This window comes from Paenibacillus sp. G34 (genome assembly GCF_056856875.1).
In genome coordinates, this window is the sequence record NZ_CM166469.1 from 6247014 (window position 1) to 6259472 (window position 12459).

General features: G+C 45.5%; 12 protein-coding genes. 4 read left to right on the forward strand and 8 right to left on the reverse strand.

The window, feature by feature from the left end; all coding sequences use genetic code 11:
• Position 1: 1 nt before the first annotated feature.
• Both AC1VYS_RS28145 and AC1VYS_RS28150 read left to right on the forward strand, forming a co-directional pair.
• A complete protein-coding gene (locus tag AC1VYS_RS28145) occupies positions 2–787 on the forward strand; it encodes an isocitrate lyase/PEP mutase family protein (RefSeq protein ID WP_482912382.1) in 786 nt (261 codons plus the stop codon).
• Positions 788–908: 121 nt separating this feature from the next.
• Positions 909–1424, forward strand: coding sequence for a hypothetical protein (locus tag AC1VYS_RS28150; RefSeq protein WP_482912383.1), 516 nt, complete (start codon positions 909–911; stop codon positions 1422–1424).
• Between the two features lie 155 nt (positions 1425–1579).
• On the opposite strand, the gene AC1VYS_RS28155 is transcribed toward AC1VYS_RS28150, so the two are convergent.
• The 7 genes from AC1VYS_RS28155 to AC1VYS_RS28185 form a co-directional block, all read right to left on the reverse strand.
• Positions 1580–2278 carry a hypothetical protein gene (locus AC1VYS_RS28155; RefSeq protein WP_482912384.1) on the reverse strand — a complete coding sequence of 233 codons (699 nt, stop codon included), beginning with the start codon at positions 2276–2278 and terminating at the stop codon, positions 1580–1582.
• Positions 2275–3156 (reverse strand): ATP-binding cassette domain-containing protein, encoded by an 882-nt coding sequence (locus AC1VYS_RS28160; protein ID WP_482912385.1) that lies wholly within the window; start codon positions 3154–3156, stop codon positions 2275–2277. Before AC1VYS_RS28160 ends, AC1VYS_RS28155 begins: the two co-directional genes overlap by 4 nt.
• Entirely contained in the window at positions 3153–3533 is a 381-nt protein-coding gene (locus AC1VYS_RS28165) for a GntR family transcriptional regulator (RefSeq protein WP_482912386.1), read from the reverse strand. The genes AC1VYS_RS28160 and AC1VYS_RS28165 overlap by 4 nt, the downstream gene beginning before the upstream one ends.
• A gap of 104 nt (positions 3534–3637) precedes the next feature.
• Positions 3638–3808, reverse strand: a complete 171-nt coding sequence (locus AC1VYS_RS28170; RefSeq protein WP_441925117.1) for an aspartyl-phosphate phosphatase Spo0E family protein — start codon at positions 3806–3808, stop codon at positions 3638–3640.
• A gap of 228 nt (positions 3809–4036) precedes the next feature.
• Positions 4037–5419 (reverse strand): helix-turn-helix domain-containing protein, encoded by a 1383-nt coding sequence (locus AC1VYS_RS28175; protein ID WP_482912387.1) that lies wholly within the window; start codon positions 5417–5419, stop codon positions 4037–4039.
• Positions 5420–5714: 295 nt separating this feature from the next.
• Entirely contained in the window at positions 5715–6632 is a 918-nt protein-coding gene (locus tag AC1VYS_RS28180) for an aldo/keto reductase (RefSeq protein ID WP_482912388.1), read from the reverse strand.
• A 200-nt stretch (positions 6633–6832) separates the two neighbouring features.
• Complete coding sequence (locus AC1VYS_RS28185) at positions 6833–7723, reverse strand: diacylglycerol/lipid kinase family protein (RefSeq protein ID WP_482912389.1); 891 nt, start codon at positions 7721–7723, stop codon at positions 6833–6835.
• Positions 7724–7981: 258 nt separating this feature from the next.
• Between AC1VYS_RS28185 and AC1VYS_RS28190 the strand changes: the two genes are divergently transcribed.
• Together AC1VYS_RS28190 and AC1VYS_RS28195 are read left to right on the forward strand one after the other, a co-directional pair.
• Positions 7982–9511 carry a leucine-rich repeat domain-containing protein gene (locus tag AC1VYS_RS28190; protein ID WP_482912390.1) on the forward strand — a complete coding sequence of 510 codons (1530 nt, stop codon included), beginning with the start codon at positions 7982–7984 and terminating at the stop codon, positions 9509–9511.
• A 416-nt stretch (positions 9512–9927) separates the two neighbouring features.
• A complete protein-coding gene (locus AC1VYS_RS28195) occupies positions 9928–11262 on the forward strand; it encodes a glycoside hydrolase family 30 protein (RefSeq protein WP_482912391.1) in 1335 nt (444 codons plus the stop codon).
• A gap of 219 nt (positions 11263–11481) precedes the next feature.
• On the opposite strand, the gene AC1VYS_RS28200 is transcribed toward AC1VYS_RS28195, so the two are convergent.
• A complete protein-coding gene (locus AC1VYS_RS28200; RefSeq protein ID WP_482912392.1) occupies positions 11482–12444 on the reverse strand; it encodes an endo-1,4-beta-xylanase in 963 nt (320 codons plus the stop codon).
• Positions 12445–12459: the final 15 nt, after the last annotated feature.

The window sequence follows — 12459 nt, forward strand, 5'->3', positions numbered from 1 at the left end:
AATGAAAAACAACCATTGCACACAGAAAGAAAAAGCTGAACAATTTCATCAATATCATGTGAAGGGACAACCACTCGTACTGGTGAACGTGTGGGATGCCGGGAGCGCACAGACCATTCAATCTACAGGTGCCAAAGCTATTGCTACGGGAAGCTGGTCTGTTGCCGCCGCTCATGGGGAACAGGATGGTGAAGCTCTGCCGTTCCAACTGGTGCTTGCTAATCTTGCACGTATTACAAAGAGTGTAGATCTGCCTGTAACCATCGATATAGAGGGAGGGTATGGCAGGTCTGTGTCAGAAGTGAAGCAAAACGTGTTGCAAATTATTGAACATGGGGCTGTAGGCATCAATATCGAGGACCAGTTGCCACATGGTGAAGGTTTGTACAGCGTCACAGAACAATGTCTGAGATTATCCGTTGCTCGCGAAGCTGCAAGTGAGGCAGGCATTCCCCTTTTTATCAATGCACGCACAGATTTATTTCTACAACAAGTTGCTGAGAAACATAATGAAGCGTTAGTTAACGAAGCAATTGCACGGTCCGAGGCATATGCGGAAGCAGGAGCAAACGGTATATTCATTCCAGGTTTACAGGACCAGCACTGGATTCAGGAACTATGTGACCGTTCGCCAATTCCCGTCAACGTGATGGTAACCTCCAACGAACCTTCACCCAGACAACTGGCAACACTAGGTGTAGCACGAATCAGCTACGGGCCTTATCCATATCTGCAAGTCATGGAGAACCTTAAAGCACTTGGGCAACGTATTTTAACAGAAGCATAAGGATTATACTGGAGAGGTGTGTTCATACCACGCCGTACCACGCTATCCTTCATGAACAGAGGATGTTTCAAGCCTTCACCTGTGGTATAATCCCACTACCTAACAGTAACAGGAGGCACATATGCTTAACGTTGAACAAAAGCTTGAAATTCTGGAGTCATACCCACAGCTGCAGCGCAAAAATGTTTCTCTGGGGCGTGTGAATTTCCACTACGAGGACAGTGCCTACGAAAAAAAGATTGTAGCACTCCATATTCACCCGAACGGTAATGGTTATATCTATGCAGGGTTATTGCCGAACTACGAGACGGATGCCAAAGGATTCGTCAATGTCCGTGATTACTCCGAAGCAGATCTGCGCACATTGCTGGATGCAACGCTTAAAGCAATGTCTCATAATCCAGATGCAGTTGAAGTGACTGAGAAAGCACCGTCCCCTAAAGAATCTGCTCCGGTTATCCTGTCATCAGGCGGTGGGATCTGGATCAATGAAGAGGGACACACACTTACGTTAAAGTATGATAATGACATGTGGTGTGTATATGCTGGTCAGGAGCTGGAGATGGCTTTTGAATCACGCGGTGAAGCTGGCGAGTATCTTGAAGAGGAAGGTTTCAAACCACAGGCTCGAGCTTAGATGAAAGTACAACCCATGTGAGAAAATAAAGAAAACACGAGGCGCGCATACGTCCTCGTGTTTTTCTTATCCCTCGTGCCTAATTACTGGTGTAATTAATACTGAATAACCTCATTTACGTTCCCAAAAGGCTTAAACTCTGTAATTGATCACAGTTAGTCTTTGCTGCCTTTGCGTACCAACGGAGCATGCTTCATCATGGGGTACGTAGACAGAAGCAGCGCGCCACCGATTATACCCAGCACCGTGAATACGAGCATCCGATTTTGATAGGCAATCCAGAGCGTGAATTGTCTCATATCTCCAAACGCAACCACCAGCGACATCACCAAGCCCAAACCAAACAACAGAAACAGAAAGTTGCGCATCCCCAATCGAATCCAGCAAACGGTCAGGAAAACGGAAAGACCGAGTACTAAAAGTCCAAGCATCAAGTCAATCCACAGATAAGGAAATACAAGATAATCAGAAGAGTAGAGCATACCCGGTTGGAATAACGTGACCTGCAGCCCTCCTTCTACATTCAGCAAATGTACAGCCAAATAAATTAAATGCAGAAAGACCATTGTGCCGGCAACCATGCAGGCCCCCATCAGATAGAATGACTTCATGAATTGAATCCGTGTGCTGCCCATACCAATAGCTACCGGATAGAGCGTGATCAGACCTGCAATGGCAAAAGTACATATCCCTCCATACATCGGCCCGAATAACTGCGAGGAATAACTGACGCCAAACAGAAAACCTATAGCGATATAGATGGCTGTCAATCCAAGAGCAATGGAAGTAAAGATGATTAGATATAAACGCATATCGTCCAAAATCAGCCGATTGGTTCCTTTTACTGCATTCATGCTCTCACCTCTTCCTGCTTGCGGGTTACATTCACCAGATAATCCTGGAATGCTGCCTTTTCAATGGATACCCCATGTTGCTCGGCCTTTGCGATCCATCCCTTGGAATACACGTCATCAATCATCACTTTTCCGGTTGTGCCCATACGGGCAGAATCGATAATAATGGAACCTTGAGACGCTGCTTCCACATCTTGAATTAACCCTGTTAGCAGAATTCCACGTTCGCGTATTTCCTCCATAGAATGATGGTATAACACGTTCCCTTGATGGACGACAATCAGCGTTTCACACAGAGGCTGTACCTCTTCAATGTGGTGCGTCGAGATCAGAATCAGGCGAGGGTTATCTTCATACGTCTCCAACAATGCCTCATAGAACAGTTTCCGTTTCTCAGCATCGAGCCCGTTGGTAGGCTCATCCATAATCGTTACACTTGCATTACTGCACAGACCCAGAATAATTTGAGCGGCTGTCTTCATGCCCTTTGAAAATTTACTAATCTTCTGATTAGACGGTAGTTCAAATACATCGATAAGCTGTGTGGCAAGCTGCTGATTCCAAAGGGAATGAAAATGCGATCCGATCTTGACCAGGTCATCCATCGTCCAGTTTTTACCGAGTGGATGATTCTCCTGGATATAACATAAATGCCCTTGAGCTGACAGATTATTATAAGGGTTCTGGCCCATAATCTGAATTGTTCCACTGTCCGGGCGGTTGTGCCCAGCGAGCAGGCTCATTAGCGTAGTTTTACCAGCACCGTTCCTTCCCCAGATTGCCCCAATCACAGGCTCACTCTCATGCAAGGTGACGTTGTTTAGTAAAGGGGGGTTATTCTGCTGATAACTGTAACATACCTGTTCCATCTGGATCATACTTCACTCTCCTTATTGTTCTTGCCTCGAATCAGATCAATAATCATGTCCTCATCCATACGAATACGCCTGGCTTCTTCAAGTAAAGGCTTGATATATTCTTCGTAAAAATGCTCTTTCCGTTCAACAAGCAAAGCTTCCCTCGCTCCCTTGGCAACAAACATACCCACACCTCGCTGCTTGTATATAATGCCTTTGTCTACCAACTCCTGCAGCCCCTTTCGTGCCGTAGCCGGATTAATATTGTAGAAGCGGGACAATTCATTCGTTGAAGGAACCTGCTCCTCCACTCTTAATCTGCCTTCTACAATATCATCCATGATCATCATAGCGATCTGATGGAAAATAGGCTGAGATTCATCCAAAGTCGATTTCATTTGTTTCCAACTTTCATACATAATAATAATAATTTAACTTAGTCGGTTAGTTACTCATGTAACTAACTATAGTATACAAAACCATCTTTGTAAATAGGCCATGGTTAGTTCAACAGTTTCTCCACACGGATTCGGTTATATTGGTTGAGGAGGGCATCAAGTACTACGGATTGTCTGATCACTTCAGGATGAAGCAGACTGCCGTATTGCAAGTGTATCTGATGCAGCTGTTGCCTCGCGTCTTCGATCTGTGATTTTAATTCCATATGATCCATAGTCCCCCCTCCTTTTGTCATATTTTAGCGCATTATGCCAATCGATAGTTGAATGAAGATATGACAGATGTGCTCACAAAAAAGAACGCCTCTGAACTAAATCAGAAGCGTTCTGTGGCCCAGGCTTATGTCCCTAGACCGTGATCATTCGTTCGGTAGATTGGAGGAGTAGTATCTTCCTTGACTGGGGATGACCCAGCAACGGTCGGCAAGATGCTCACCACGATACTACAAGTAACTATCAGCAAAGCCAGCTTTTTCTTCATTGATTTTCTGCACCTCACCAATCAAGATTTTGTATTGCTGTATAGCTGTATCGGACGCATAATCCCTGTACTGCTCAAATAGTCCGACACTTCTAAGCATACCTCGTCCATCACAAATTTCAATAGCAAATCTTAAGCTATCCAGAATAAAATTTAAACCTTGTGCAAACCTATCCTTCTTCAGGCAATACTTGCCCACACCAGCCAAAAGACGGACGTAACGATCATCTGTAACCTGCTTGCTTACCTTCCCAATCCGGTTCTTCTGCTCCTGATAAGTAAAGTGCGGTGCGTACTGTTCTAACACGTCATCGATATCCATATCGTATCGATTCGCGGCAGAAACAATATCACATAAAGCTGGAAATATCTCATTCTCTTTCGTTGAAATGTAGGCCAGATACTGAGGAAGGATCTCAAACTGTCCGGCCATTAATTGATATATATAACGATTCCCTTCAGCCCATTCCTGAAATTGTTGAATAACAACTATTTCTTCATGATCGGGGTTGTTCACCCAAGAGGAATCAGAATATAACGCGACATATTTAAGAGCTGTCTCATAGTTGTCCAAATGGAAGTATGCACTGCCCGCGGCCAAATAAGCATACATGATATAAAAAATGATAGGTCGTTTTGTTTCTTCTGCTTTCCTTCTTCCATTCAATTCATAGTGAATGGTAGCCTTTACTCGCAGTTTCTCGGATAACTCCTGTACCTTACTCCATCTGTGAAGTGAGGCAAATGCATTGATCAGTTCATTCAGTGCATCCAGTTGATAGCGTTCATCCAACCGATCCACATAATATTCGAATTGAGCTGCAATAATGACATTGCGCTGTTGGTCATTCGTCAGCCCCAGCTTGAATAATCGGTACTGACAGAGTGCAAGCCGCTCCGAATGCTGCATCTTCTCGCTTTCAGCGATCGTTTCATATAGGAGAGTTGCCGGCTTCCATTTACCAGCGTGATAGAATTCCTCCGCCACATCAAATAACAACGGGATATACGACAGGTTATCCATCATCAGACGAATGACCTCTTCGATACAGTCCAGCTTATCCAGTTCAGCACATCGATGAAGAAAAGGCCCCAACCTCCGCCAATCCGGAGTAGCGTGCACAAAGCACTCATCAATATACAACTCATAGAAATGGCCTGCCGCAAGCTTCATTGCCGCCGTAATACGGTCCAGTTGCTGCATGGAGATCGGCCGATTTTTATTCAAAATGTTGCTGAGTGTGCCAGAATTAATTCCGGACAACTCTGAAAAAAGACTAATCGACATCTGTTCACGCTTCAGATAACGTTCTAAATGATCGCGTATCGTGGTTGTCGGCTCCAAGGGAACACCACCCTCCAAAATAAAAACGCCAAAACGAGATTGTTGGTATGCAAAAGTAATTATATGTAATATGTACGTGCTTTTCAATAAAATAATTTCAACTAATTTGTATTAATTACATTTTAACCCTTTTAAACGATAAAGTATGTATCTATATTTTATATCGAAATGGGCTATTCTTCCAAGCCCCAAAGTATATAAAAAAACACGAGCCGGGCGGGCTCGTGTTGATCTACCGTTGATCAGTGTACATTTTGCAGTACACTTACTGTTATTCGTACTTAAAGTGTCTGACCTAAGGCAGTACATTCCCTGCAGCGCGGTAAATTTCATACCATTCTGGACGAGTCAGGTGAACTTCGCCTGCTTTCACACAATCCTGCAGACGTTCAATATTCATCGTACCAGTCACAGGTTGCATCTGTGCAGGGTGACGAAGCAACCACGCAATGGCAATCGTTGTATTGCTTACGCCATACTTCGCAGCAATCTCATCAATTTTGGCGTTCAACTCCGGGAATTTCTCATTACCCAGGAAGACACCCTCAAAGAATCCGTATTGGAATGGAGACCACGGCTGAATGGTGATATCATGCAGACGGCAGTAATCCAGAATGCTGCCATCTCTGTTTACCGCAGCATCATTCTCCATATTGACGTTGATGCCGCTGTCGATCATGGTGGTATTGGTAATGCTCATCTGAAGCTGGTTGGCTACCAGCGGCTGTTTGACGTATTTTTTGAGCAATGCGATCTGATTCGGGTTCTGGTTCGATACCCCAAAATGGCGAACCTTCCCTTCACGTTCCAACTGATCGAACGCTTCAGCCACTTCCTCCGGCTCTACAAGTGCATCCGGGCGGTGCAAAAGCAGCACGTCCAAATATTCAGTTCTCAGACGTTGCAGAATACCATCTACCGAATTGAGGATATGCTCTTTGGAGAAATCAAACATGCCTTTGCGAATGCCGCATTTGGATTGAAGAATCAAATTTTCACGAACTTGGGGATTCATCTGCACAGCATCGGCAAAAATCTCCTCACATGTTCCCGTACCGTAAATATCGGCGTGATCGAAGAAATTCGCTCCTATTTCCATGGCAGAACGTACAAAATGCTCCGCGTCCTTACTGTCCAATGAATTGATTCGCATACAACCTACAGCAACTACAGGCACATCGAGTGCACTGCTGCCCAGTTTCATGGTTCTCAAGATGTTTCCCCTCCATATTCAATAAAATAGTGTGTTTGCAGGAGACCTGGTACATATACGTAATAACTATACATGTCCATGCCTGTCTTCCGTCTATGATTGTGACACATATCTGCAATCGGTTTCAATAGACTTTCCCCACATTTATATGGAGAAATGATTTGATTTGAGCCAGACTGCCCGGCCATGGGCAGATTTCGTTAACTTTTTTCCGGTACGATGACCTGCATATAGCCAGACAGAACCCGAATATCAATCGGTAAAGCAGGGCCTTCCTCTCCATCGACATTCGTACGAATGCTTTCATCTGAGTGAACATACACCTCTTTGGCTGTAAAATAGTCCACATCTTTATGCTGCTTCAGATTGCCGAAGAACAGCGAAGTACCTAGCGTCAGGCTGCTGAACACACCGATGTTCCGGATCACAAAACAATGGATCAATCCATCATCGACCTCTGCATCCGGTGACAGCTTCTCGAAACCTCCGACCGAGTTAGTGAGTGCTGCCAGAAAGAGCGGGGACTCCCCTTCCCAGAACTGCCCGTCATATTCGATCTTCAGGGTGTTTGCTGGTGTATTCACTAGATCCTTCAATCCTTCCTTCAAATAAGCAAACGAGCCCAGCTTGGATTTTTCTTCTGCCGAAACAGAGAATAGCGCCTCCGCCAGCGATCCGGCAGCCACCACATTGGCAAAAAGCCGCCCATTCACCATGCCAAGGTCTACCAACTGGGTCTGTTCTGAGCGAAGTTGTTCGATCGCTTCATCCGGGTCAAGAGAGATATGTAACGCCCGCGCAAAATCATTCACCGTTCCGAGTGGAACAATCCCCAGAAGAGGACGATGCTCCTGATCCAGCATACCGTTAATGGTTTCATGCAATGTACCATCTCCCCCGATGGAGATCACCAGATCACACCCGTCCTTGCAGGCATTCAGACCGTAATGAGCAGCATCACCCTCCCCGGCCGTTTCGTTAACGACCACCGCGTACTGCTTGGCTTCCAGAATAGCCTGAACCTGAGACACGTACTGTTCCGCTTTTTCCTTGCCTGACGACGGGTTGCTAATGATCATCGCTTTCTTCATCAATATCTCCCTCTCCACATATGGCATCTGTACTTCTTTACCCTTTTCATAAAGGAGTTGAATACAGACCGATGCAAATATGTTTAACGCGATGTAAATATCTTTAATTTGGACAAAGTTATGCTGAAGAAGTGCAGGGCATGGCCCATATCATATAGAATAAAAGTATAGATAGACACACGTTACAAAATCAATGTTCCTATTTCCCCAAGATGGGTTAATAACTAGAGACGTTATGATTTGGAGGGAAGGCATGTAATGAAGAGAATCACACTGTTATTGTTGATATGTATTCTAAGTATAGGTACGGCGGGGCAAGCGATGGCCTATACTGCCTCTGAGACGGAAAATCCCCTCATCAAAGATCCTGCACTGGAAGACGGACTTAAACTGATTTTGAATATTCCTGTAGGTAAATCCCTGACGCCCACAGATTTGAAGCAGCTTCGTGTGGTGGATCTGAGTAATGCCGGTATCCAGAATTTGTCCGGGCTGGAGCATGCCGTGAATCTGACACACTTGCGTCTATATGGCAACGAAGTTACGGATCTCACACCACTGGAACACCTAACTGAGCTTCGCGAGATTGACGTGCGTAACAATTACATTACATCCATTAAGCCTCTTGCTGCATTGCAGCAACTGGGACGACTATACATCAGCAACAATTCAATAACCTCCATTGACGTTGTGCGGGAATTCCCCAGATTACATACACTGCATGCCAGCGGCAATCAGATCTCAAGTCTGGACGCTCTATCCGAACTGCGTTCGCTGAAATGGCTTGAAATCTCAAACAATTACATTACAGATCTCACTCCACTTGCAGAACAGACAGGGCTAACACAGTTAAATCTGGCTAATAATCATATTTCGGCACTTGATGCACTCTCTGATCTGCCGAATACATTGCGAGAGCTAAATGTAGCAGGCAATCATATATCCAGCATTACACCTTTGAGCCACATGACACAACTTCGGTCACTGGATATCTCGGGTAACCAGATTCAGCAACTGAGCGACATTGCGGTACTTACGAACTTAACCGAGTTAAATGCGGATTCGAATCAGATCTATGATCTGGAGCCTCTGCGCAAGCTAATCAAACTGAACACACTAAAGCTATCGGGCAACCGGATATGGAATCTGGCACCGATCTCTGAATTATCTCTTACACCTGACAATTCGGGGCTTCCAAGTATAGATCATATCTCCGCTTCCTCCTCTATGTCCTCAGGCGCACAGAATGTGCTGACAGAGACAGAGGCTACGGGACTGACTGTACAGAATAATTATCTGGATGTGACCAACGGCAGTCATACGATGGATCTGCTCAACCAGATGAATGTAAGAGAGCAGAAACGCACACCACAGGGGCGTTTCCAACGCCTGATTGAAGGCTCTACTACGGCATACGTTGGCGATCGTGCATACATATTGGATGCGGCCCCTTTTATCGATGAAGGCCGGACATATGTGCCTCTGCGCTTTGTATCCGAGCAGTTAAATGCTCGTGTGAATTGGAACAGCGGTACGCGTGAAGCTGTGATTACCCAAGAGGATCAAACCATTCGCTGGAGCGTAGGCAATAAACAGGTAACAATCAATGATGAACCCATCATGAATGATGCTCCGCTGTTGATGAAGGATGGTAGTGCATATGTTCCGGTTCGATTTATTTCAGAGCAGCTTCATACGACCGTTGGGTATATTGCCAATAGTAAAACGATTCTGATCTTTGAAAATAAACCGCAGCCTGAGCCTGATGAGGGCACGCCCCCGTCTTAATGATGAACAGCGCCTTAACCGTGGGTACAGCTCGTGCAGATGTACAAACGTCAACAGAAAGATAAACCGGATGACTCTATACCTCAATTCCATGATCGTGTAATTAGTGAATTTCATTCATTATAAATAACGTGACTACATCCCCGCATGAATTTCAAGCGGGGATTTTCTATTTTCTATTCGTCAGGATTAGGGTATATGTTGCCACGACGCTGGTCATTCAATAATTACAGCTATCCATGTTTGCTATGTGTGGGTTGGCCCTCCCTTCCCCGTTCCATCCGTGCTTTGTTAAGTTCCCAACCTTGGATTAGGGTAAATATTACACGGTTTAGCACATCTGCTTTTGCAGGGAAAGTTGATATACTGAACGTAATCAAGAGGAACACCGAAAAGCATACGAGGAGGATCATCATATGACATTTACGTTTAACGGATTTTCGACAACACCTACAGAGCCATGGATGAAGATATCTGCCACACTCACAAATGAAAGCGCTAACTTAAAGCTAACCGGAGAACAACATCAGCTTGTCGAGGGATTTGGTGGATGCTTCAACGAGCTGGGTTATCTGGCTCTGGCTCATTTAAGTGACGAACAGCGTCACGAAGTCATGCACTCCCTGTTCCATCCGGAAGGAGAGCATCGGTTTACAATCTGTCGCCTGCCGATTGGCGCGAGTGATTATGCAGAGCAGTGGTACAGCCACAACGAGGTCGACGGAGATGTGGCCATGAACCATTTTTCCATCGAACGGGATTTCAAATATCTGATCCCTTATATTAAGGAAGCTTTGAGTTATAACCCGGATTTGCAGTTATTCGCATCGCCATGGAGTCCGCCAACCTGGATGAAGTTCCCCAAAGCCTACAACTACGGCACATTGCGCTGGGAAAAGGAAATTCTCGAAGCCTACGCTCTGTATTTTGTGAAGTTTGTTGAAGCTTACCGTGAAGCCGGCATTACCATTCATCAGGTGCATGTGCAGAATGAAGTGATCGCGGACCAGAAGTTCCCGTCCTGTATGTGGACAGGCGAGCAACTGCGTGAATTTATCGCGGATTACCTGGGGCCTGCTTTTGAGAAGCATGGTCTGGACACGGAAATCTGGCTGGGTACGATCAATGCACCTGATCCGTGGGAAGAACTGATGAAAAAGAAAACAACCGGATTCGATGAATACGCCGGGCTGGTGCTCAGTGATCCCAAAGCTTATTCCTATATCAAAGGGGTCGGATATCAATGGGCAGGCAAACACGCCATTCAACGTACCGTGGCAAGTTACCCGGAGCTTCGTTACATGCAGACCGAGAATGAATGCGGGGATGGTAACAACTCGTGGAACTATGCCAAGCACGTATATAACCTCTATCAGCATTATTTCAGTAACGGCGTCAACGCCTATATCTATTGGAATATGGTGCTGGAGCCTAGAGGACGAAGTACTTGGGGCTGGGAGCAGAACTCAATGATTACAGTTGATCCCGCAACCAAGGATATTACTCGTAATCCGGAGTATTATGTGATGAAGCATTTTGCTCACCATGTCGTTAACGGTGCTCGCCGTCTGGGCCTCTCCGGCGCATGGAGCGGCAAAGCCGTTGCCTTCCGCAACCCGGATAATAGTCTCGTCATCGTAGTTAACAATCCGTTCCCGGATCGCCGCGACCTTCACTTGACGTTCGCCGAAGGACAAACAATTCATGTGCAGCTAGAAGCAGATTCATTTAACAGTATGGTTATTAGGTAATTAAACAAGTTAATACAGCCCTTTAGAAAAGTAAGAAATGCAAGCAACATACTATTGTATATAGTAAACGTAAAAGGCCTGTCCTGCATGGTTAGCAGGACAGGCCTTTTTTGAGGGGATAATGCAGGTCAACTGATTTTAAAAGGTAGGTGAATCCGATCTGCTTTTACTAATCCTTAAGATTTACACAAAAGCTAGCTCCAAGGCCAGTTCCTAGACTTAAGGATTGTTCGCCATATAGGTTTTCAGCCACTGCATTGCAGGACGCTCTGTGCCGTTGCTTCTTACCAGGTGGGAACCACTAGTCCAAGTTTGGTTTTCGTTATAACCCCACAGCGTAACCCCTTTAACAGCCGGGTGCTTCCACAGTACAGGGAACTTCTGTTGGTAACGTTGCAACTGGGTATTGTCATCGCCAGTCATATCCAGTTCGGATACATACACTGGAAGACCTGTTGCTTGCAGTTTGTTCAGAACGGTATTCATCGTGTTCACAGATACATTGTCCATATTGAAGTAGTGTGCTTGAATACCGATACCATCAACGAGGCCTCTGTTTTTCAACAGGTTGATGATTTGGATATATCGATCTGCCTTCGCAGGATCACCGATAATGCCGTATTCATTGATCAGCAACTTGGAATTCGGGAAGGCTTGTCTTGCTTGTTGGAATGACCAGATAACCCAATCCCAACCCGTCTGTCCATCTCCACCAATCGCATTGTGGAAGGCTGGTTTTGCATGCAACGGCTCATTGACTACGTCAACAAACTCCGCTTGGGAATAACGCTGTCCTGCGGCTCTGATCCATTGAAGCACTTCGTTTCTCTGATCATTAGCAGAGAGGCCATTCATCCAGTTAGGTGCCTGATTTCCCCAAACAAGCGTATGGAATTTGAAAGGCATTTTATTGTTTTTCGCATAGTTGTAAGCCATATCTGCCTGGGCCCAGTTCATCACATTACGCGTACCTTCTACCGCACCCCACTTCGTGGAGTTCTCCGGCGTCACCTGATTCCAGTAGGGACTGAAATTGTTTGGTACCTGGTTAGCTATAATATTCCCCAAGAATTTACTGCCTTTAGCCAATCCGGCACTGACACTGCCTACCGCGACTGACGCGGCCAGCACACCTGCCAGAGCAAGCGTACCTACCGTCTTAAACCATTTGGACTTCAACATAATATTCCTCCTTGG

Bases quoted from the DNA above. Each gene is read 5' to 3' on its own strand.
- AC1VYS_RS28165 (WP_482912386.1), bottom strand. From the start codon at position 3,533: ATGAAATCGACTTTGGATGAATCTCAGCCTATTTTCCATCAGATCGCT.
- AC1VYS_RS28195 (WP_482912391.1), top strand. From the start codon at position 9,928: ATGACATTTACGTTTAACGGATTTTCGACAACACCTACAGAGCCATGG.
- AC1VYS_RS28150 (WP_482912383.1), top strand. From the start codon at position 909: ATGCTTAACGTTGAACAAAAGCTTGAAATTCTGGAGTCATACCCACAG.
- AC1VYS_RS28190 (WP_482912390.1), top strand. From the start codon at position 7,982: ATGAAGAGAATCACACTGTTATTGTTGATATGTATTCTAAGTATAGGT.
- AC1VYS_RS28185 (WP_482912389.1), bottom strand. From the start codon at position 7,723: ATGAAGAAAGCGATGATCATTAGCAACCCGTCGTCAGGCAAGGAAAAA.
- AC1VYS_RS28145 (WP_482912382.1), top strand. From the start codon at position 2: ATGAAAAACAACCATTGCACACAGAAAGAAAAAGCTGAACAATTTCAT.
- AC1VYS_RS28155 (WP_482912384.1), bottom strand. From the start codon at position 2,278: ATGAATGCAGTAAAAGGAACCAATCGGCTGATTTTGGACGATATGCGT.
- AC1VYS_RS28170 (WP_441925117.1), bottom strand. From the start codon at position 3,808: ATGGATCATATGGAATTAAAATCACAGATCGAAGACGCGAGGCAACAG.
- AC1VYS_RS28200 (WP_482912392.1), bottom strand. From the start codon at position 12,444: ATGTTGAAGTCCAAATGGTTTAAGACGGTAGGTACGCTTGCTCTGGCA.
- AC1VYS_RS28160 (WP_482912385.1), bottom strand. From the start codon at position 3,156: ATGATCCAGATGGAACAGGTATGTTACAGTTATCAGCAGAATAACCCC.